This is a genomic window from Herbaspirillum huttiense, from assembly GCF_004367745.1.
Classification (GTDB): Bacteria; Pseudomonadota; Gammaproteobacteria; order Burkholderiales; family Burkholderiaceae_D; genus Herbaspirillum; species Herbaspirillum huttiense.
The window spans coordinates 5,646,926-5,668,687 of the sequence record NZ_CP037993.1; the positions used below are offsets into that span (position 1 = coordinate 5,646,926).

Sequence of the window (21,762 nt, forward strand, 5' to 3'; positions counted from 1 at the left end):
CGTGCAGGGAATTTGAACAGGCCGGGCCGGCCGCGTCATAATGCCAGCCAGTCCGGGACACACCGGACACGGTGCCAGCCCCAAGGGCGGCATCCCCTTGAAAGCCGGTCAACGATAACAAAGGGAGACAACCGTGCTGTTCGATTACGTCATCGCCGGTGGCGGCTCGGCGGGTGCCACGCTGGCCGCCCGCCTGTCGGAAGATCCACGCGTCACGGTCTGCCTGCTGGAAGCCGGCGGCCAGGGCGACAGTCTGCTGGTGCGCACCCCGGCCGCCGTGGTGGCCATGCTGCCCGGCTACGGCAAGCTCAACAACTGGGCGCTGCAGACCACTCCCCAGGCCGGCCTGAACGGCCGCCGTGGCTACCAGCCGCGCGGCCGCGCCCTGGGCGGCTCTTCGGCCATCAACGCCATGCTCTACATCCGTGGCCAGCGCCAGGACTACGATGGCTGGGCCCAGGCTGGCTGCCCGGGCTGGGACTGGGAGTCGGTCCTGCCCTACTTCAGGCGCTCCGAGAACAATGTGCGCGGGGCCGATGCCTGGCACGGGGCCAGCGGCCCATTGCAGGTCTCGGAACAGAATCGCCCGCGCCCGATCACGCGTGCCTTCATCGAGGCGGCGCAAGCACGCGGCTATCCGCTGTGCCAGGACTTCAATACCGGTGACAACGAAGGCGTCGGCCTGTACCAGGTCACGCAATTCCACACGTCCGATCATCGCGGCGAGCGCTGCTCGGCGGCGGCCGCTTACCTGCATCCGGTGATGGGCCAGCGGCCCAACCTGACCGTGCTGCGCCAGGTGCGCGCGCAACGTGTCTTGTTCGAGGGCAAGCGCGCAGTGGGCGTGGCCTATCGCCAGCAGCAGCAAGAAGCGCAGGTGCGCGCCACGCGTGAAGTCATCATCGCTGCCGGGGCCTTTGGCTCGCCGCAATTGCTGCAACTGTCGGGGGTGGGGCGGCCCGAGGACATCCTGCCGCATGGCATCGCCCTGCATCACGCCCTGCCCGGCGTGGGTCAGAACCTGCAGGATCACCTCGATTTCACGCAAGGATGGACCACCCGCGACACCGACAACTTTGGCCTGGGCGTGGTCGGCGGCCTGCGCCTGCTGGGCCAGCTGCTGCCCTGGAAGCGCCATGGCGAGGGCCTCATCGCCACGCCCTTTGCGGAAGGCGCGGCCTTCCTCAAGACCCGTCCGGAGCTGGAGCGGCCGGATATCCAGCTGCATTTTTGCATCGCCATCGTGGATGACCATGCAAGAAAGCTGCATGCCGGTTATGGCTTCTCCCTGCACATGTGCATGCTGCGCCCGCATTCGCGCGGCCGCGTGGGGCTGCAATCGGCCGATCCCATGGCCGATCCGCTGATCGATGCGGGCTATCTCTCCGACCCGCGCGACCTGGCCACCATGATCGCCGGGGCCCGCATCGCGCGCCAGATCGTCATGACCGAACCGCTGCGCCGCTATTGCCGGCGCGAACTCTTCGGTGGCCGCGAGGGCATGGATGACGCGGCCTGGGAAGCCATGATCCGCCAGCGTGCCGATACCATCTATCATCCCGTGGGCACTTGCCGCATGGGCGAGGATCAGATGGCGGTGGTCGATGCGCAATTGCGCGTGCATGGACTGCAGGGCCTGCGCGTGGTGGATGCGTCGGTCATGCCCATGCTGGTCAGCGGCAACACCAATGCTCCCACCATCATGATTGCCGAGAAGGCAGCCGACATGATCCGCGCCAGCCAGAACCATGCCGAGGCAGCCTGACACTGTTCGATGACACCATGCAAGGATGCATCAATGACTGATACCACCGCTGCAGAATTGCAGCAGCTCTTCACCGCGCAGCAGCAGGCGTTTGCTGCCGACAGTGATCCTCCCCATGCGCTGCGCATGGACCGGCTGGCGCGCCTGCAGGCGCTGATGGACGAGCACGAAGCGGCCCTGATCGCCGCCATCGATGCCGACTTCGGGGGCCGCTCGCAGCATGAAACGCGCATGGCCGAACTGTTCGTGCTGCGCGCCGGCATCCGCCATGCGCAATCGCACCTGAAACGCTGGATGCGTCCGCAGCGGGTGGCCACCGCCCTGCACTTCCTGCCCGGCAGCAATCGCCTGCTGGCGCAGCCGCTGGGCGTGGTGGGCATCATCTCGCCGTGGAATTACCCGCTGCAACTGGCGCTGGGCCCGGCGCTGGCGGCACTGGCGGCGGGCAACCGGGTGCTGCTCAAACCCTCGGAACTGACGCCCCGGCTCTCGGCCCTATTGGCGGAGCTGGTCGCGCGATACTATGCCCCGGAGGAAATGGCCGTGGTCACCGGGGACGCCGGCATCGGACAGGCTTTTGCATCGCTGCCGTTCGATCATCTGTTCTTTACCGGATCGACCCAGGTCGGACGCCAGATCGCGCAACTGGCGGCGGCCAACCTCACACCCGTCACACTGGAACTGGGCGGCAAGTCGCCTGCCATTCTCGATGCCTCGTGCCGCTTGCCGGCCAGCCTGCAGCGCATCGCCTTCGGCAAGCTGCTCAATGCCGGGCAGACCTGCGTGGCACCGGACTATCTGCTGGTACCGCGCGGACAAGCGGCCGGGGTGGCGCAACAACTGGCCGCAGCGATGGGCCGTCTGTATCCGCGCCTGCATGACAACCCCGACTACACCGCCATCATCAGCCCGCGCCATCGGGCGCGATTGCAGGCGATGGTGGAAGAAGCACGTGCGGCGGGTGCGCAGGTGATCGAGGTGAACCCGGCGGGAGAACAGCTGGGCCAGAGCCGCAAGCTGGCACCCACGCTGATCCTGGGGGCGACTGCGTCGATGCGGGTGCTGCAGGAAGAGATCTTCGGACCGGTGCTGCCCATCCTCGAATACGAAACGCCCGAGCAAGCCATTGCGCATGTGAGACAAGGTCCGCGCCCGCTGGCGCTGTACTGGTTCGGCGAGGATGCGGCACGGCGCGAACAGGTGCTGCGGCAGACCCTTGCGGGCGGCGTGACCATCAATGATTGCCTGTGGCACCTGGTGCAGGAGGAGCAGCCCTTTGGCGGCGTCGGCGAAAGCGGCATGGGCGCGTATCACGGACGCTGGGGCTTCGATACCTTCAGCAAGCGCAAGCCGGTGTTCCGGCAGGCGCGATTCAACGGCGGGACGCTGCTGCATCCGCCTTATGGAAAAAAATTTGAATGGGTGATGGGGTTGATCAGGCGATTGAGCTGACGCGGCTCATCCGGGAGCAGGCAGCAGATCCAGATACAAGCGCAGCGAACGCTGCACGCTCTCGGCCACGAGGGTGGTGATGGCCGCATGGTCGCCGCTGACGCAGGCCTCATCAAGGGCGTCGTAATACGCCAGCCGGTCTTCCTTGCGGATGACCGCCGGGGGATAGCCGGATTTCATCAGTTCCAGGTTCAACAGCAGGCGGCCGCTGCGGCCATTGCCATCGATGAAGGGATGGATCTTCACGAAGCGCGTATGCAATTGCGCTGCACGTTCGACCGCATGCAGGCTGCCGGCCTGTTGATGCCACGCCAGCAAGGCGCGCATTTCATCGTTGAGATGCAGGAAATCCGGCGGAGTGGTGCTGGCACCGGCGATCACCACATTCTCGCGGCGATAGCGGCCCGCCTCATCGGCATCGATCCCCTTGAGCACCAGACTGTGGATGTCCTTGATGTGCGCTTCGCTCAGGGGCTCGTGGCCGGCCACGACCTGCTCGACGAAGAAGATGGCATCGCGGTGATTGATGGCCTCGAAGTGCTCGCGCAGCGACTTGCCGCCGACGGTGATGCCTTCCAGCACCACCTTGGTTTCGCGCAGGGTCAGCGTGTTGCCTGCGAGGGCATTGGAATGGAAGCTCCAATCCAGTACCAATTTCTCGCGCAGCGATGCTTGCGTATAAGGAGGTAGAGGGCGCGCCGCATCAAGCGCTGACTTTGCAGCATCGACCGCGACGTGCCGGGCGGCCGGTGACATGGCCCTCTATGAAGATGGTCAGACCAACCCGTGCGCCTGCTGATCCGCATGGTAGCTCGAGCGCACCATCGCGCCCACGGCGGCATGCACGAAGCCCATCTTGTAGGCCTCTTCCTCGTACATCTTGAAGGTGTCGGGGTGCACGTAGCGGCGCACCGGCAGGTGGTCGCCGCTGGGCATCAGGTACTGGCCGATGGTGAGCATGTCGACGTTGTGCGCGCGCATGTCGCGCATGACCTGCAGCACTTCCTCGTCGGTTTCGCCCAGGCCCACCATGATGCCGGACTTGGTCGGCACTTCCGGATGCAGGTCCTTGAAGCGCTTCAACAGGCTCAGCGAATATTCGTAATCCGAACCCGGACGCGCTTCCTTGTACAGGCGCGGCGCGGTTTCGAGGTTGTGGTTCATGACGTCCGGCGGGGCCATCTTGAGGATTTCCAGCGCGCGGTCCATGCGGCCGCGGAAGTCCGGGGTCAGGATCTCGATGCGGGTCTCGGGCGACAATTCACGTACACGCTGGATGCAGGCTGCGAAGTGCGCCGCACCGCCATCGCGCAGGTCGTCGCGGTCCACGCTGGTGATGACCACGTAGGACAGGCGCAGCTGGGCGATGGTCTTGGCCAGGTTTTCCGGCTCGTTGGGGTCCAGCGGATCGGGGCGGCCGTGACCGACGTCGCAGAAGGGGCAGCGGCGGGTGCACTTGTCGCCCATGATCATGAAGGTCGCGGTGCCCTTGCCGAAGCACTCGCCGATGTTGGGGCAGGAGGCTTCCTCACAGACCGTCACCAGGTTGTTGGCGCGCAGGATGTCCTTGATCTCGTAGAAACGCGTGGTGGGCGAACCGGCCTTGACGCGAATCCAGTCCGGCTTCTTCAGCTTTTCGGCGGCTACCACCTTGATCGGGATCCAGGCGGTCTTGCCGGCGCCCTTCTGCTTGTCCAGCGGATTGGCGCGCGCCGAGCCGGTGGCATTGGAGGAAGAATCTGCTGCGGGAGTGAGTTCGGTAGTCATGTCGGTCGTTCCGGCCCCGGGCGCACGCGGCGCGTGGGGCTCAAGCCATGCCCGCGAAGCGGGCGATCAGTTGGTCGGCAAGCAAGTCCTGGACAGCGTCCAGCCGGGCATCGGCAGCCCCGAGGGTCTGCATGTCCACGGTGGCCAGGCCTTCGTAGCCGCAGGGGTTGATCCAGGAAAACGGTGCCAAGTCCATCGCCACATTGAGCGAGACACCATGGTAAGTGCAGCCGTTGCCCCGTATCTTCAAGCCCAGCGCGGCCACCTTGGCACCCTGCCAGGGGCCGTCGGCGGCGTAGATGCCGGGCGCCCCCTCCTTGCGTACACCGGCCAGATTATACGCCGCCAGCGTGGCGATCACCGCCTCTTCGATGTTGTGCACGAATTCGCGGGCGAACAGGCGCGCCCCGCTGCGGTTGCGGCGCAGGTCCATCAACAGGTAGATCACCACCTGGCCAGGGCCGTGGTAAGTGACCTCGCCGCCACGGTCGGTCTGGACAATCGGGATGTCGTGCGGATTCAACACATGGGCACGGTCGGCCCCCAAGCCCAGCGTGTAGACAGGAGGATGCTCGACGATCCAGAGCTGGTCGGGGGTATCGGCGGTGCGCGCATCGGTGTAGGCGCGCATGGCGGCGAAGCTGGCCTCGTAGGGCTCGACGCCGCGCCGGACGATCTCGGGCCGGCGGGCGCCAGCCATGGGCGTGCTGGCGGTGGGCAGTGCGGTTTGCATGCCCGCCAGTGTAGCGAAATTCGTCTTTGCCCGTATCAGAACCAGCGGATCAGGCCGTGCGGCAAGAGCTTGGCAATACGGACCGGATCGTCACTACACCCCTTGGGAGGCAAGGGCGTCACCGTGAACTCGGCCGCACCGTTGACCGCTTCGAAGATGGCGTCGCCGCGCCCGTGGTAGTCGAAGCAGCGGCCGGGCTGGAGCCAGATGTCGTCGCGGCAGCCGGCAATGGTCAGCCACACCAGTCCGGAGGTCACGCGGATGCGCACGCCGCCCTGCAGGCGACGGGTCTGTACCTGGCCTTGCTGCAACTGGCCGGGAAGGCTGGGATCTGTGAATGAAATTGTCATGGCGCGGGTTCCTTTGCTCGACTGTCTGAATCGCCAGGCAAGCCGCGTCCCTGCCGCGATGCCCGGGAGGGTGCGGCTGCAAGGGGGAAGATGCCTGGAATGATGCGTGATGAGTCATCATTGTAGGAAAGCCCGCAAGCGCAGCAAAACGATATATATTGCTTCTCCTTGCTAATTTAATTCACAAGGATCCGTCATGGCCGATTTGCGCAAGCTCCCCAACCTGGCCGCCCTGCGCGCCTTTGATGCGGCCGCCCGCCATGGCTGTTTCTCGCGTGCGGCTGAAGAGGTGCACGTCACGCCGGGGGCGATCAGCCACCAGGTGCGCGCGCTGGAAGAAGACCTGGGCCTGCAGCTGTTCCATCGCCATGGCAAGCGCATCAGCATCACCGAGACCGGCGAACGCTTCGCCGCCACCATCCGCAAGGCCCTGGGCGAGATCGCGCAAGCGGCCGACCACCTGCGCAGCCTGACGCGCCAGCAGCGGCTGGTGATCTCGGCCACGCCCTCCTTCGCCTCACGCTGGCTGGCACCGCGCCTGTGGAAGTTCATCGATGCCCATCCGGAAATCGAGGTGGTGCTGCAATCGGGCAGCCACCTGGCCGACCTGCGGCTGGACGGGGTGGACATCGGCATCCGCTTTGGCCGGGGCCAGTACGCGGGCGTGGTCACCGAGAAACTGAGCGAGGACTACTACTACCCGGTGGCCGCGCCCGGCTATCGCGGCAAGCAGAACAAGAAGCTGGTGCGTCCCGCCGACCTGGTGCACTGCACGCTGCTGCGCATGGATACGCGCGAATCCTGGCAACCGTGGCTGACGCTGGCCGGGCTGGACCTGCCCGAGCCGCGCGGCACGCTGGTGGTGGAGGATTCTTCGCTGACGCTGCGCCATGCGGTGGAGGGCAAGGGGGTGGCGCTGTCACGCCATACGATTGCCTGGCAGGAGATCGCCAGCGGCACGCTGGTGCGGCTGTTCGACGTGGCGCAGCTGTGCGAGGAGGCGCACTACCTGGTGCACCTGCCGGAAGGGCTGGAGAAGCCGGGCGTGGCGGCCTTCAGGAAATGGATCGTGGAAGAGATGCGGCAATTCCAGGCGCAGTCGGAATGGCCGGGCACGGTGCAGAAAACGTCAACCCGCAAGAAGTGATGCGCACATGAAAAAACCGGCGCGCCTTGCGGGCTGCGCCGGTTTTCGCCAGGGGGATGGCGGACCTCAGAGCACGAACTTGACCATCTCGTGCGTGGAGAGCGCGCGGTAGATGTTGTCGAGCTGGGTGCGGCTGGTGGCGCGCACGGTCAGGGTCAGCGACAGGTACTTGCCCTGGGTGGAGGGACGCATCTCGACCTTGCCCGCGTGAAACTCGGGGTCGTGCTCGATGACCATGGCGACGATGGTCTCGGCGAAGGCATCATGGGTGATCCCGACCACCTTGATGGGGAAGTCGCTGGGATACTCGATCAGGGATTCTTCAGGGGAAATAGTGGGCATAGTCATGGCAAACCGCCTTGGCGTTGTCCGCCTGGCGCTCCGGTTTCAATGCTCCCAGATGGGGATGAACCTGCGGGCTTCAAGCGGGGGGACTCGGGTGGGGAATGCCTGCATTCTACGCCATGCGGGCGGGGCAGCGTGCAGAAAGCGTCATCCGGCCCGGACGTCCGCGCAAGCAAACTGTTCCAAAATCTCCAACTATCGCGATTGATGAGCATGCGCTGCCGCACAAGACTCTGTGTCTTCCCGACAAGATGCGGTGTCCCATGCAAGTCAACCTCAACATGCTCCAAGTCCACATCGCTCGAAGCCCCTCTACATCAAATCGCCGCAACGCTGACGTGGAGGTAAGCCCATGACTACCGTTTTCATTGCTGGCTCCATCAGCATCCGGCACCTGCATCCCAAGGTCCGGGAAAGGATCCTGAACATCGTGCGCCAGGAGTTCGAGGTGGTAGTCGGCGATGCCGACGGCGCGGATACGGCAATCCAGCAGTTCCTGCACGCGATGGCTTACCGGCGCGTGACGGTCTTCTGCAGCGGGCAGGTGCCGCGCAACAATATCGGTCAGTGGCCCGTGCGACGCATCCCTGCCACGCAGCGCCCGGGCACGCGTGCATTCTTCACGGCCAAGGATATCGCCATGGCCGACGTCGCCGATTCCGGGCTGATGATCTGGGACGCCAAAAGTACCGGCACGCTCGGCAACGTGATCGAACTGCTGAATCGCCAGAAATATTCCTGGGTCTTCATCGACCCGCCTACCCAATTCCTGGCGGTGAAGTGCGCAGAGAGGATCGAAGCCTTGCTCTCATGCATGAGCGCCTCCGCGCGTCTGCAAGCGCAGCGCAAGCTCGGGCTGGAACACAGGCTCCCTGCCCTGCATGTCAATGCAAAGCAATCCAACCTGTTCACGCAGGACGTGAGCGGCGTATTGCACGCCGCCCACTAGCTCTTACAACCGCGCCTTGGCCGCCTGATACGCCGCATACACCTTGGCAAACACCGGCCCCGGCTGGCCGCTGCCGACCGGCTGGCCATCGAGCGTGACCACCGGCAGCACTTCCTTGCTGGCCGAGGAAATCATGAGTTCATCAGCCGCCAGCACTTCCTCACGCGTGATGCGACGCGACTCCAGCACGATGCCCTGCTCTGCGCACAGCTCTTCCATCAGGCCATAGCGGATGCCTTCCAGGATCAGGTTGTCCTTGGGCGGCGCGGAAATCTTGCCATCCTTGACCACCCACACGTTGGAGGACGACGCCTCCGACAGATAGCCATCACGGAACTGGATCGCTTCGGTCACCTGATGCTCGGCCGCAAATTGCGCCGCCAGCACATTGCCCAGCAGCGACGTCGACTTGATCTGGCAGTTCAGCCAGCGGCGGTCTTCCATGCTCACGCAGGCCACGCCCTTCTCAATGGATGCAGCCGGCGGCAGGGCCATCGGATTGGTCATGATCAGCACCGTCGGCACCACCTCCTTGGGGAAGGCATGCGCCCGCTTGGCCACGCCCCGGGTGACCTGCAGGTAGATCATCTGGTCGTCCAAACCGTTGGCCTCGACCACCTGGTCGATGAGGGCATTCCAGCCGGCTTCGTCATGCGGATTCGGAATACCGATGCTGTCGAGGCTGCGGAACAGGCGCGCCAGGTGTTGCTGGCCACGGAAGGCCTTGCGGCGATACATGGGGATCACCTCATAGATGCCGTCGCCAAAGATGAAGCCGCGATCCAGCACCGGCACGCGGGCTTCCGAGAGGGGCGTGAGTTCGCCGTTGAGGTAGACGATGGGATCGTTCATGATGGGCTTTCCGGTAATCGAGAGTGTTCGGGTGAAGGCGGCAACCGTGCCGCGATGAATCCATTCTGTCACGCAGCTTCCGGCGTCCCCATGCAAAAACGGTATAACGTCGCCATGCCCTCACGCCGCTATCGGCAGCGCCTCCACACGATGTCCGGCCCCCTCGCCGGCGGCGGGCGGCACGAATTTCCAGCGCACGTCATGGAAGCGCGCCAGCGTCTCGCGGTGGGCGATGCTGATCACGGTCACGCCCGGCAACTCGCGCGGCAAGGCGGCATAGAGCGCTTCCTCGGTCTCGCCATCCATGGCGCTGCTGGCCTCGTCCAGGAACACCAGGCGCGGACGGTTCAGGAACACCCGCACGAATGCCAGGCGCTGCTGCTCGCCCGGTGACAGCGCCTGGCTCCAGTTGGCCGCCACGTCCAGCCGCGATGCAAGATGCGCAAGACGGCACAAACCCAGGTAACGCGTAATGAGTGCATCCTCGAAACTGCCCTCGGCGGCGGGATACGAGAGCGCTGCACGCAGCGTGCCGATGGGCAGGTAGCTGCGCTGGGGCAGGAACATCGCGGGCGCATCCTGCGGCAGCGCGATGCGGCCCTCGCCGTAAGGCCAGATGTCGGCCATGGCGCGGATCAGGGTCGACTTGCCGCAACCGGAAGGACCGCTGATGAGCACGTGTTCGCCCGACTCCACCCGCGCATCCAGGCGGCGCAGCATGAGGCTGCCATCGGGGAAGGACAGCTGCACGCCCTCCAGCGTCACCGCACTGCCGCCATGCTGCGTGACGGCCAGCGTGCGCGGCATGCCGGCCGCGCGTTCGACATCCGCATGGAAGCCCGCCAGCCGGTTGATGGAAGCCTTCCAGCTGGCCAGCGTGGTGAAGGCATTGATGAACCACGACAGCGCATCCTGCACCTGCCCGAAGGCATCGCTGATCTGCATCAGCACCCCCAGCGAAATGGCCCCGGAAAAATAGCGCGGTGCCGACACCAGCATGGGGAAGATCACCGCGAACTGCCCGTAGAAATTCACGGCCACGTTGAGCTTCTTGGTCAGCCGCATGATGTTCCACCAATTCTCGCGGATGTCATCCAACCGTGCGGTCAGCTGTGCGCGCTCCTGCGGCTCGCCGCGATACAGGGCCACGGCCTCGGCATGCTCGCGCACGCGGATCAGTCCGAAACGGAAATTGGCCTCGAAGCGTTCCTGGTTGAAGCTCAACCCCACCAGCGGACGGCCGATCCACCACACCACACCGGAGCCGATGGCGGCATAGGCAATCACGAACCAGACCATGTAGCCGGGAATGACCCACGATTGCCCCAGCGCCGTAAAGGACAGCGGCCCGCTCACCGACCACAGGATGTGGATGAAGGAGAACAGCGTCACGCTGCTGGAAATGAAACCCAGCACCAGCGACAGCGTATCGCTGGTGAGCGCATGCAGGTCCTCGGCAATGCGCTGGTCGGGGTTGTCGGAGAGGCGGCCCTCCTGTCCCTGCTCGATGCGGTAGTAGGCGCGATGCGCCAGCCAGCGGTCAAGGTAGCGCGTGCTCATCCAGTAGCGCCAGCGGATCTGCAGCGCCTGCTTCAGGTAGACGCTGTAGATGGCGATGGCCACGAAGACGAAGGCCAGCCCCGAGAACTGCCACAGCAGCGATTTGAACTGCGGATAGTCGCGCGACTGCAGCACGTTGTACATGTCGCGGTTCCAGGAATTGAGCCGCACGTTGATGTAGACCATGCCCAGGTTCAAGGCCAGGATGGCCAGCAGCAAGGCCCAGGCCTTCCACTTTTCTTCGGAAACCCAGAAGGGCTTGATGAGGCGCCATATCTCCGCGCGGGTCGCGCGATTGGCGTGGCTGGCCTGGCGGGCAGGTGTTTGTTCGGTCATGGCGAATCCTGTGGATGTTGTCCTCTTTGCTGCCCAGCTTGCCGCAAAAGACTTAACTCAGGCTTAAAGCTGCATCAGGAAGGCCCTGGAAAGCATTAAGGAACGCTTAATGCTTTTGCAATTGAGCATTAAGGGCTATGGAATGCATCGAAACAATCAATCCCGCACGCCCGTGAACAAGGCTAGACTGCGGTCTTCGCCGATATTGCCTTGCGTCAATGCTGCTCATGGCAGCAGCGTGCATGGCCAGCGGCCCCTCTTTCGGAGAATTCCATGCAGACCCTTCCCCCCAAGCGCCGCTCGCTCAGCGTGGCGGCCCAACTGGCACTGAGCTTTGCGCTGGTGCTGGCGATGATGCTGGTGCTGACGGTGGCCAGCATTTCCAAGGTCAATGCCATCGAAGGCAGCCTGGCCACGGTGAGCGAGGACAACAGCGTCAAGCAGCGCTATGCCATCAATTTCCGTGGCAGCGTGCATGACCGCGCCATTGCCCTGCGCGACCTGACGCTGGTGGGCGACGCCGAGGTCAAGGACGTGATTGCCCTGATCAACAAGCTCGATGCCGACTACCAGCAATCGGCCCGGCCGCTCGATACGGTCTTCTCCACCATGAAGGTCAATGCCGATGAACGTGCCAGCCTCGAACGCATCAAGGCGGTCGAAGCCCGCACCATGCCGCTGGCCGCCAAGGCCATCGCCCTGCGCACTGCCGGCGATGTCGACGGCGCACGCCAGCTGCTGCTGACCCAGGTAAAACCGGCCTTCGTCGAATGGCTGGCCACCATCAATCACTTCATCGACCTGGAAGAACGCATGAGCCAGATCGAATCCGCCAAGGCCCGCAGCACCGCCCACGGCTTCCAGGCCTTCATCCTGGTGCTGCTGGGTGCCGCGCTGGTGGCCGGTGCCGTGCTGGCCACGCTGATCACCCGCAGCATCCGGGGTGCGCTGGGTGCGGAACCGGATGAGGTCAAGCAGCTGGCACTGGCGGTGGATCGCGGCGAGCTGTATCACGCCGCTGCCGCAAGCCGCGCCGGCGACGGCGGCAAGCGCCAGAGCATCATGGCGGCGCTCTCCGAGATGAGCGGCAACCTGCGCACTACCGTGACCCATGTGCGCGATGCCGCCACCGGCGTGGCCACCATCAGCGCCCAGATCGCCGCCGGCAACAGCGACCTCTCGGCGCGCACCGAAGACCAGGCCGCCTCGCTGGAAGAAACCGCCTCGGCCATGGAGCAGCTCACCGCCACCGTGAAGCAGAACGACGGCCACGCCCGCGAAGCCAATCAACTGGCACGCAACGCCTCCGATATCGCCAAACAGGGCGGTGCCATCGTGGAAGAAGTGGTCGATACCATGGCGGCCATCAACAGCTCCTCGCGCAAGATCGTCGACATCATCGGCGTGATCGACAGCATCGCTTTCCAGACCAACATCCTGGCCTTGAATGCCGCCGTGGAAGCGGCCCGGGCCGGCGAACAGGGACGCGGTTTTGCGGTGGTGGCCACGGAAGTACGCAACCTGGCCCAGCGCAGTGCCGCCGCCGCCAAGGAGATCAAGCAGTTGATCGATACCTCGGTCGGCAATGTGGACACCGGTACCCGCCTGGTGGAACGCGCCGGCGAGACCATGGAGCAGATCGTGGCCAGCGTGCAGCAGGTCACCGATGTGATGGGTGAAATCTCGGCCGCCAGCCACGAGCAGAGCCTGGGCATCGAGGAAGTCAACAAGGCCATCGCGCTGATGGATCAGGTGACCCAGCACAATGCAGCCCTGGTGGAAGAAGCCACTGCCGCCGTGGCCACACTGCAGGAGCAGGCCGTGAACCTGACGCGGGCAGTCGGTGTGTTCCAGCTGGACGCGCCCGATGCAGCCGGCCTGGTGGCAGCCCCGGCACCCGCGCCCGTGCTCAACACCGTGCAGGTCCCGCTGCGCGTGGTGCCCAAGCTGGAAGTGGTGCGCAAGGCTGCGTGATCCAAAGCAGCAGTCAGCGTGATTCGTCTCACGGCGCAAGCAGGCTGACTGCACGAGGGCGAGGCCTTACATTACAGCTCGCCCAGGAATTGCTCCACAAACCCGCGCATCCGCTCCTGGCGCGCCTGCGCCATGGCTGCCCCGGCAGCCGTCTGGAATCCTTCCTGCAAACGGAACAGTTTGGCCGGGAAATGATCCAGCGCATAGCGCGTATCCTGCAGCGGCCGTTGCCGCGCCTGCGGATCGAGCGCTTCATAGAGGCTAGATCCCATCCTCCCCGCCACATAGAAACAGCGCGCCACGCCGATGGCCCCGATGGCGTCCAGCCGGTCGGCATCCTGCACGATCTTCGCCTCCAGCGTCAGCGGCGTGATCTGCGCCGAATAGCTGTGGGCCTGCACGGCATGGGCCACGCGCTGTGCCTCCTCCCGCGTCCATCCCAGTGACAGCAAAATCTCCTGTGCGCGTTGGGCAGAGAGCGTGGACGCCTGGCTGCGCAGCGGCGAATTCTTTTCCACCCGCACGCAGTCGTGCAGGATGACGGCCGCCAGCAGAATGCGCAGGTCGCCGCCCTCCTCGGCCTGCAGGCGGCGGGCGTTGTTCCATACGCGCAAGAGATGCGAGAGGTCATGCGAGCCATCGCCGGCGTCATCCTCGACCTGCGGCAACAATTGCGCGGCCAGCGTGTCGAAGGGGCGGAAGGCGGCGGCAACCTGGGAAAGATTCATGATTCAAACAGATACAAGGGTGACAATTCATCAGTATCGCAGATCAATCGCAAGGGCCGGAAAACGAGGGCGGATTCACCATTCCGATTTTCCGACAAGTGTTTTCCCAAGGCTCTGCTACACGCAAGCGTGGCGCATGTGAGATGATGCGGCTTCCATCAATTTCGCGGCCTGCCCCGGGATCACGATAGCGGCCCTGCTGCCGCAGCGATCTGCCCGCCGCGCATGAACGGCGTACCGCACGCGCAACATTCCCTTCCGGTACGCCACAGTAACAACGCCCGACCGCGCCGCTACGCTGGTGGCTGCCTCGCTGGCAGTCTGCCTGTCGCACCGCCGTCGGCCCTGATCCGATTTTTGGAGTTCCCTGATGTTCAGCTGGTTTGAAAAACTGGTCCACCCCTACCCCGAGTCGCAGCCGCTGCCGCCGCCGCGCGGCTTCATGCGCTTCATCTGGTTCTGTACCAAGGGCGTGCGCCCCTACATTGCCGCCATGACCCTGATGACGGCCATCATCGGTGTCTTCGAGGCACTGCTCTTTGCTGCGCTCGGCCGCATCGTCGACTGGCTGTCCAAGATCGAGCCGGCGCAGTTGTGGGCGCAGGAAGGCCATACCTTGGTGTGGCTGGTGGTGATCCTGGCGGCCAGTCCGCTGCTGATCGCGCTGCAGACCATGTACAAGCATCAGACCCTGGCGGGCAATTTCCCCATGCTGCTGCGCTGGAATTTCCATCGCCTCATGTTGAGCCAGAGCATGAGCTTCTACCAGAACGAGTTCGCCGGACGCGTGGCCACCAAGGTCATGCAAAGCGCGCTGGCGGTGCGTGACTTCTGCATGATTGTGGGCGACATCCTGGTCTTCATCGCCATCTACTTCGCGACCCTGATCGGTGTGGTCGGCAGCTTCGACATGTGGATGCTGGCTCCCTTCTTCATCTGGCTGGCAGCCTTCGCGGTGGCCTTGCGCTACTTCGTGCCGCGCCTGTCGGCGGTGGCCCGCAACCAGGCCGATGCGCGCTCGCTGATGACCGGGCGCATCACCGATGCCTATACCAACATCGCCACCGTGAAGCTGTTCTCGCATGCCGGGCGCGAGGCCGATTACGCCCGCGGCGCCATGCGCGAATTCCTCACCACGGTCAATCGCCAGATGCGTCTGGTGTCGGGCTTCGAGGTGGTCAATCACATCCTGAACATGGTGCTCATCATCGGAGCCACCGGGGTCTCGCTGTATCTCTGGACCCAAGGCAAGGTCGGTGTCGGTGCGGTGGCAGCCAGCACGGCAATGGCGCTGCGCCTGAACGGCATCGCGCACTGGGTGATGTGGGAAATGTCCTCACTGTTCGAACACGTGGGTACCGTGCAGGATGGCATCAATACCTTGGCGCGTGCGCACGAGGTCAAGGATGCGGCCGATGCCAAACCGATCAAGGTCAGCCAGGGCGAACTGCGCTTTGAGGGCGTCAGCTTCAGCTATGGCGGCTCGGCCCCGCGCCCGGTGGTGGACAAGCTGGACCTGGTGATTCGCCCCGGCGAAAAGATCGGCCTGGTGGGCCGCTCCGGTGCCGGCAAATCGACCATCGTCAACCTGCTGCTGCGCTTCTACGATATCGAGGGCGGCCGCATCACCATCGATGGCCAGGACATCGCCCACGTCACGCAGGACAGCCTGCGCGCGCAGATCGGCATGGTCACGCAGGATACTTCCCTGCTGCATCGCTCGGTGCGGGAGAACATCACCTATGGCCGTCCCGATGCCAGCGATGCCGAGATGATCCACGCCGCTGAACGGGCCGAGGCGCATGACTTCATCGGCACCCTGGCCGATGCCAAGGGCCGCACCGGTTACGACGCCCACGTGGGCGAGCGCGGCGTGAAGCTTTCCGGTGGCCAGCGCCAGCGTATCGCCATTGCCCGCGTAATGTTGAAGGATGCGCCGATCCTGCTGCTGGACGAAGCCACCAGTGCACTCGATTCGGAAGTGGAAGCAGCCATCCAGACCTCGCTCTACAAGCTCATGGAAGGCAAGACCGTGGTGGCCATTGCACACCGCCTCTCGACCATTGCGGCGATGGACAGGCTCATCGTGCTGGACCAGGGCCGTATCGTGGAGCAAGGCACGCACGCTGAATTGCTGGCCGCCGGTGGTTTGTATGCGCGCTTGTGGTCGCATCAGAGTGGCGGCTTCCTCGGTGAAGAGGAAGAGGATACGGTGATGACGGCGTAACACCTCATCTTCGTAAATGATTTATATCATTGATGAATGACGTAAAAAAATGGGCGCACTCAACAGTGCGCCCATTTTCATTGGTTCATGCAATGACGATTCCCATCTCTACCGTTCGGACTGAGTAGGCCCCTTGGGGCCGTATCGAAGGCGCTCCTATGGTTCCGAACGGCGCGCCTTCGATACGCGGCTTCGCCGCTACTCAGTCCGAACGGGAGTCATGTTGCCCTCTCCCGTAAAACTTACTGCAGGTTGAACGAAGCCGTCTTCACGTCCTTGGAATCCAGCCCGATCTGCACCTGGAATTCACCCGGCTCGGCCACGTATTCCAGCTTGGCGTTGTAGAAGGACAGTGCCTTGCGGTCGATGCTGAACTGCACCTCTTTCTCTTCACCCGGCTGCAGCATCACCTTGCGGAAATCCTTCAACTCCTTGACCGGACGCACCACTGACGCAGCCACATCACTGATGTACAACTGCACCACCGTAGCCCCCGCGCGGCGGCCCATATTCTTCACCGTCACGCTGGCCTGCACCTTGCCATCCGCCGTCATGGTCGGCTGCGACAGGCGCACTTCGGAGAGCTTGAACTCGGTGTAGCTCAGACCGTATCCGAACGGATACAGCGGGCCATTCGGCTCATCAAAGTACTGCGAGGTGTAGTTGCCCGGCTTGCCTTCGGTATAGGGACGGCCCACGCGCGGATGGTTGTAGTAGCTCGGGATCTGGCCAACCGAACGCGGGAAGGTGATGGGCAGCTTGCCGGAAGGATTGACGTCGCCGAAGAGCAGGTCGGCAATCGCATTGCCGCCCTCGGTGCCGGTGTACCAGGTTTCCAGAATCGCCGAGGCGTTCTCGCGCGCCCAATTCAGATCCAGCGGACGGCCATTCATCAGCACCAGCACCAGCGGCTTGCCGGTGGCCTTCAATGCCTTGAGCAGATCCAGCTGGCTCTGCGGCAGCGACAGCGAAGTACGGCTGGAAGATTCATGCGACATGCCGCGCGATTCGCCCACGGCGGCCACGATCACCTCCGCATTGCGCGCCGCCTTCACGGCTTCATCGATCATGGCCTTGGGGCTGCGCTTGTCCTGCACCACTTCCGGATCATCCCAGTTCAGGAAGTTGAGGTAATCGACGATGTGCTTGTCTTCGGTAATGTTGGCACCGCGTGCGTAGACCAGCTTGCCCTGCCCGCCCATGGCCGCCTGCAAACCCTGGCGCAGGGTGATGGTCTGCTTGTCCTTGCCGGCGGCGGACCAACTGCCCAGCATGTCGATGTGCGAATCAGCCAGCGGGCCGACCAGCGCGATGCGCGCATTCTTCTTCAACGGCAGTGCGGCATTGCGGTTCTCCAGCAGCACCATGGACTGCTGCGCCACTTCGCGCGCATCGCGGCGATGCAGGCGGCTGTCGGCATAGACATCAGCCGGATCATCGGCCGCACGGCCGATGCGCACATACGGATCCTTGAACAGGCCCAGGTCGTACTTGGCTCCGAGGATGTCGCGCACGCCGTTGTCCAGTTCCTGCTGCGAGACCTTGCCCGAGCGCACCAGCTCCGGCAATTGCTTGATGTAGACCTGGTCGGCCATGCTCATGTCGGTGCCCGCCTTCATGGACAGGCGCGCGGCTTCACTGTCGTTCTGTGCCACGCCATGATTGACCAGTTCGGTGATGGCACCGTGGTCAGACACGGTCAGGCCCTTGAAGCCCCAATCCTTGCGCAACAGGTCCTGCAGCAGCCAGGTGTTGGAGGTGGCCGGTGCGCCGTTGATGGAATTGAGCGCGACCATGACCGCTCCCGCACCCGCATCGATGGCGGCACGATAGGGCGGCAGGTAGTCGTTGTACATGCGCTGCGGATCCATGTTGACGACGTTGTAGTCACGTCCGCCTTCGACCGCACCGTACAGCGCAAAATGCTTCACGCTGGCCATCACGCGATTGGCGGCGATGGGCTTGGTGTCGCCCTGCAGGGCGCGCACCGAGACCTCGGCAATGCGTGAGACCAGGTAAGGATCTTCACCAAAGCCTTCAGACGTGCGGCCCCAGCGCGGATCGCGGCTGATGTCGACCATGGGTGCGAAGGTCATGTCGATGCTGTCGGCTGCGGCTTCCTCGGCGGAGATGCGCATGGCGCGTCCGACGATGTCCATGTCCCAGCTGGAGGCCAGCCCCAGGCCGATGGGGAAGGTGGTGCGGTGGCCGTGGATGACGTCATAGGCGAAGAACATCGGGATCTTCAGCCGCGAACGCATGGCCCCGTCCTGCAGCGGACGGTTCTCGGGACGGGTCACGGAATTGAAGGTGCCACCGACGCGCCCGGCGGCCAGTTCCTCGGCCAGTTTCTTGGCAGGCATGTCAGGACCGATGCTGATCAGGCGCAACTGCCCGATCTTTTCTTCCAGCGTCATCTGGCGCAGCAGGTCGTCGATGAAGGCAGTCTTGTCGCCGAGCAAGGCGGGATTGGCTTGCGCGTAGGCGGCCGGGCCGGTGAGCGCGGCGCTGCAGGCCAGCGCGCACAGGGTCATGGCCAGGGCCAGGCGGGGACGGCGCGCGGGCGCGGCTTGCCGCTCGGTAAGCTTGTGGGACACGGGTTTCCTCTCTCTTTTTTAAACTTTGGCGGCAGTCTGCCCTCTACTCTGTGACCTGCACAAGCGGGACAGCAGCCGGAGCGGCGGGAGCAATTATTGCTAGCGTTGTTTGATGCTTAGCCAGCCGGACGGTTCGCTATATTATTCTGTTTTGATGCCTGCGGGACACGCAGGCGCATGGCGGCGACGAGGGTCTCATGCCCGCGCGCCGCTTCTTCGTGGAGAAATGCATTGATCAGACATGGATTGAAATGGCCCCTGCTGCAGGGCCTGGTACTCGCGGCATCCCTGCTGGCGGCCTCGGTACAGGCACAGAGCGCGCAGGGCTTCGACCTCAACCAGGCGGTGGCACGCGCGAAGGAACTGGCCGCCAAGCCCTATCAGAAGCCGGTGAGCAATCTCTCGCCGACCTTCGCGGCGATGCAGTTCGCCGATTACATGAAGATCCAGCCCAAGAGCGAGAAGTTCGAATGGCGCGACCAGAAGACGCCCTTCAAGCTGGCCTTCTATCACCAGGGCATGCAATTCAATGCCCCTGTAGCCATCCACGAAATCATCGATGGCCGCGTGCAGGATGTGGGCTACAGCACCGACCGCTTCAACTTCGGTGACCTGGCGCTGGCCAAGGACAGTACGGCACACCTGGGCTATGCGGGTTTCCGCGTGGTCTATCCCCTCAATCGCGATGACAAGGAAGACGAAGTCATGAGCGTGCTGGGCGCGAGCTACTTCCGCGTGATCGGCAAGGGACAGGTGTACGGACTCTCGGCACGCGGACTGGCGATCGATACCGCCATGATGAGCGGCGAAGAATTCCCGCATTTCACCGAGTTCTGGATACAGCGCCCGGCCCCGGGCGAAAAGCAACTGACCTTCTACGCGCTGCTGGATTCGCCGCGTGCTACCGGCGCCTACAAGTTCACGCTCACGCCCGGCAAGGATGCCCTGCTCGATGTGCAGGCCCGTGTGTTCCTGCGCGCCGAGGTGGGCCGGCTGGGCATTGCGCCGCTGACCAGCATGTTCCTGTTCGGACCGAACCAGCAATCCTCGCGCCGCAACTTCCGTTCGGCAATTCATGATTCCAATGGCCTGGCGATCCATACGGGCAATGGCGAGTGGCTGTGGCGTCCGCTGAACGATCCGCAGAACGTGGAAGTGAGTTCCTTCGAGGTCACCAATCCGCGCGGCTTTGGCCTCCTGCAGCGTGGCCGCGAATTCTCTTCCTATGAAGACCTGAAGGACCGCTACGACCTGCGTCCCTCGGCCTGGATCGAACCCAAGGGCGACTGGGGCAAGGGTGCCGTACAACTGGTTGAAATCCCGACCGCCGACGAGACCAATGACAACATCGTGGCCTACTGGGTGCCTGCGCAACAACCCGGACGCGGCACGCCGCTGGCTTATGACTATCGCATCCACTGGACCATGGATGAACCGGCCATCCTCAACAATGAAGTGGGCTGGGTCAAACAGACCTTCCATACCGATGGCGAGCTCACGCAAGCCAACCTGATCCGCGCCTTCGACGGCACCACGGCCTTGCTGGTGGACTTCACCGGTGGGCCGCTGGGTTCCCTGCCCGCAGGGACGGCGGTACAGCCGCAGGTGAACGTTTCCAACAATGGCGAACTGATCGATGCCCAGCTGCAGCCCAATCCGGCCATCAACGGCTGGCGCCTGACGCTGCGGGTGAAGATTCGCAACGTGGCGCAGGCAGTGGAATTGCGCGCAGCGCTCACCGCCAACGGCAAGCCGCTGACCGAGACCTGGAGCTATCAGCTGCCGCCGCGTTCGGATGTGCAGCGGACTTTCTGAGGCTGCGCCCGGTGCTTCTCTGCCCGTTCGTACTGAGTAGCGGCATCGCCGCGTATCGAAGGCGCTGAGGCTCGTGTGCACCTTCGATACGGCCCTGAAAGGGCCTACTCAGGTCGAACGGTAGGGTGAGTGCTGCGAAAAAACTGCCATCCTGAAAATTATTTATATCAAATAAAAATGGGCTGCTCCGAATCGGGCAGCCCATTTTTTCTGGGTGCGTCTTGCTGGCAAGATCAGCTCTCCACCGACTCCCCGCGCAGGCGCGCGATGACACCATCGAGCGCATCGAGGTCGTTGAAGTTGATGATCAACTGGCCCTTGTTGCGGGCACCGGTCTTGATGCTGACCTGGGTGGCCAGCAGGTCCGAGAGTTCTTCTTCCAGTCGCGCGATATCCCGCGACTTGTCCTTGGCTTCGCGCGGCTTGGCGGCCTGCTCGGCGCTGGCGCGGGTGACCAGTTTCTCGGCATCGCGCACCGACATACGCTTGGCCACGATCTGGTTGGCCAGCTGGATCTGGGTCGCCGAATCGACGGCCAGCAGCGCACGGGCATGGCCCATGTCGATGTCGCCGGCCATGAGCATGGTCTGCACCGGCTTGGCCAGGTTCAACAGGCGCAGCAGGTTGGAGACCGCGCTGCGCGAACGTCCCACGGCCAGTGCCGCCTGCTCGTGGGTGAAGGCGAAATCGGTGATGAGGCGATGGATGCCCTGGGCTTCTTCCAGGGGATTCAGATCCTCGCGCTGCATGTTTTCGATCAGGGCCATGGCGGCCGTGGTCTGGTCGTCCACGTTCTTGACCAGCACCGGCACCTCGGTCAGCCCGGCGATCTTGGCCGCGCGGAAGCGGCGTTCGCCGGCAATGATCTCGTAGGTATCTTTCCCGTTCTTCTGGCCGATGGTACGGATCAGGATGGGCTGCAGCAAACCCTGTTCCTTGATCGAGGCCGCCAGTTCATTGAGCGCCCCTTCATCCATGCGGGTACGCGGCTGGTACTTGCCGGCCTGCAGTTCGGTCACGGCCATCACCGTGGGCAGGCCCTGCGCGGCTTGCGCCTGGGCTTCTTCAGTGATGTCGGAGGAGCCGCCGAGAAGCGCGTCCAGTCCGCGTCCCAGACCCTTGGATTTTTTCGGTAGAGTTGCCATGCGATTGCCTGATGAAAACG

Annotated in this window: 17 protein-coding genes; 7 read left to right on the forward strand and 10 right to left on the reverse strand. The window is 63.8% G+C overall.

Annotated features, from left to right (window positions below):
* Positions 1–133 precede the first annotated feature (133 nt).
* Together E2K99_RS25195 and E2K99_RS25200 are read left to right on the forward strand one after the other, a co-directional pair.
* A complete protein-coding gene (locus E2K99_RS25195; protein ID WP_134223964.1) occupies positions 134–1,765 on the forward strand; it encodes a GMC family oxidoreductase in 1,632 nt (543 codons plus the stop codon).
* 33 nt (positions 1,766–1,798) lie between these two features.
* Positions 1,799–3,217 (forward strand): coniferyl aldehyde dehydrogenase, encoded by a 1,419-nt coding sequence (locus E2K99_RS25200; RefSeq protein ID WP_134223965.1) that lies wholly within the window; start codon positions 1,799–1,801, stop codon positions 3,215–3,217.
* 6 nt (positions 3,218–3,223) lie between these two features.
* On the opposite strand, the gene E2K99_RS25205 is transcribed toward E2K99_RS25200, so the two are convergent.
* The 4 genes from E2K99_RS25205 to E2K99_RS25220 are packed head-to-tail and all read right to left on the reverse strand — an operon-like array spanning position 3,224 to position 6,067.
* Positions 3,224–3,973, reverse strand: coding sequence for a Fic family protein (locus E2K99_RS25205; protein WP_134223966.1), 750 nt, complete (start codon positions 3,971–3,973; stop codon positions 3,224–3,226).
* Positions 3,974–3,991: 18 nt separating this feature from the next.
* On the reverse strand, positions 3,992–4,984 hold the full coding sequence (gene lipA / locus E2K99_RS25210) for a lipoyl synthase (RefSeq protein WP_008333855.1): 993 nt from the start codon (positions 4,982–4,984) through the stop codon (positions 3,992–3,994).
* A gap of 40 nt (positions 4,985–5,024) precedes the next feature.
* Positions 5,025–5,717 (reverse strand): lipoyl(octanoyl) transferase LipB, encoded by a 693-nt coding sequence (lipB, locus tag E2K99_RS25215; protein ID WP_134137683.1) that lies wholly within the window; start codon positions 5,715–5,717, stop codon positions 5,025–5,027.
* A 35-nt stretch (positions 5,718–5,752) separates the two neighbouring features.
* The gene (locus tag E2K99_RS25220; RefSeq protein ID WP_205703733.1) at positions 5,753–6,067 is read right to left on the reverse strand and encodes a DUF2917 domain-containing protein; all 315 of its coding nucleotides are present in this window, start codon (positions 6,065–6,067) and stop codon (positions 5,753–5,755) included.
* Positions 6,068–6,263: 196 nt separating this feature from the next.
* Here E2K99_RS25220 and gcvA point away from each other — a divergent pair, with 196 nt between their 5' ends.
* A complete protein-coding gene (gene gcvA, locus E2K99_RS25225) occupies positions 6,264–7,214 on the forward strand; it encodes a transcriptional regulator GcvA (RefSeq protein ID WP_134223967.1) in 951 nt (316 codons plus the stop codon).
* A 66-nt stretch (positions 7,215–7,280) separates the two neighbouring features.
* On the opposite strand, the gene E2K99_RS25230 is transcribed toward gcvA, so the two are convergent.
* The gene (locus E2K99_RS25230) at positions 7,281–7,562 is read right to left on the reverse strand and encodes an HP0495 family protein (protein ID WP_017452757.1); all 282 of its coding nucleotides are present in this window, start codon (positions 7,560–7,562) and stop codon (positions 7,281–7,283) included.
* 349 nt (positions 7,563–7,911) lie between these two features.
* On the opposite strand from E2K99_RS25230, the gene E2K99_RS25235 reads away from it, so the two are divergent.
* Positions 7,912–8,508, forward strand: coding sequence for a hypothetical protein (locus E2K99_RS25235; protein ID WP_134223968.1), 597 nt, complete (start codon positions 7,912–7,914; stop codon positions 8,506–8,508).
* 3 nt (positions 8,509–8,511) lie between these two features.
* Here the strand turns inward: E2K99_RS25235 and E2K99_RS25240 are convergent, their stop codons facing one another.
* Entirely contained in the window at positions 8,512–9,360 is an 849-nt protein-coding gene (locus tag E2K99_RS25240) for a D-amino acid aminotransferase (RefSeq protein ID WP_034335221.1), read from the reverse strand.
* Between the two features lie 120 nt (positions 9,361–9,480).
* Positions 9,481–11,256 carry an ABC transporter ATP-binding protein/permease gene (locus E2K99_RS25245; RefSeq protein ID WP_134223969.1) on the reverse strand — a complete coding sequence of 592 codons (1,776 nt, stop codon included), beginning with the start codon at positions 11,254–11,256 and terminating at the stop codon, positions 9,481–9,483.
* 273 nt (positions 11,257–11,529) lie between these two features.
* Here E2K99_RS25245 and E2K99_RS25250 point away from each other — a divergent pair, with 273 nt between their 5' ends.
* Complete coding sequence (locus tag E2K99_RS25250; protein WP_134223970.1) at positions 11,530–13,230, forward strand: methyl-accepting chemotaxis protein; 1,701 nt, start codon at positions 11,530–11,532, stop codon at positions 13,228–13,230.
* Between the two features lie 71 nt (positions 13,231–13,301).
* Here E2K99_RS25250 and E2K99_RS25255 read toward each other — a convergent pair whose 3' ends face one another.
* Positions 13,302–13,958, reverse strand: coding sequence for an HD domain-containing protein (locus tag E2K99_RS25255; RefSeq protein ID WP_134223971.1), 657 nt, complete (start codon positions 13,956–13,958; stop codon positions 13,302–13,304).
* A 370-nt stretch (positions 13,959–14,328) separates the two neighbouring features.
* On the opposite strand from E2K99_RS25255, the gene E2K99_RS25260 reads away from it, so the two are divergent.
* A complete protein-coding gene (locus tag E2K99_RS25260) occupies positions 14,329–16,185 on the forward strand; it encodes an ABC transporter ATP-binding protein (protein WP_134223972.1) in 1,857 nt (618 codons plus the stop codon).
* A gap of 242 nt (positions 16,186–16,427) precedes the next feature.
* Here the strand turns inward: E2K99_RS25260 and bglX are convergent, their stop codons facing one another.
* Positions 16,428–18,782: a beta-glucosidase BglX gene (gene bglX, locus E2K99_RS25265; protein ID WP_134223973.1), complete on the reverse strand. Its 2,355-nt coding sequence runs from the start codon at positions 18,780–18,782 to the stop codon at positions 16,428–16,430.
* Positions 18,783–19,040: 258 nt separating this feature from the next.
* Here bglX and E2K99_RS25270 point away from each other — a divergent pair, with 258 nt between their 5' ends.
* Entirely contained in the window at positions 19,041–20,597 is a 1,557-nt protein-coding gene (locus E2K99_RS25270) for a glucan biosynthesis protein G (protein ID WP_134224243.1), read from the forward strand.
* Positions 20,598–20,830: 233 nt separating this feature from the next.
* On the opposite strand, the gene E2K99_RS25275 is transcribed toward E2K99_RS25270, so the two are convergent.
* Entirely contained in the window at positions 20,831–21,742 is a 912-nt protein-coding gene (locus E2K99_RS25275) for a ParB/RepB/Spo0J family partition protein (RefSeq protein ID WP_134223974.1), read from the reverse strand.
* Positions 21,743–21,762 lie beyond the last annotated feature (20 nt).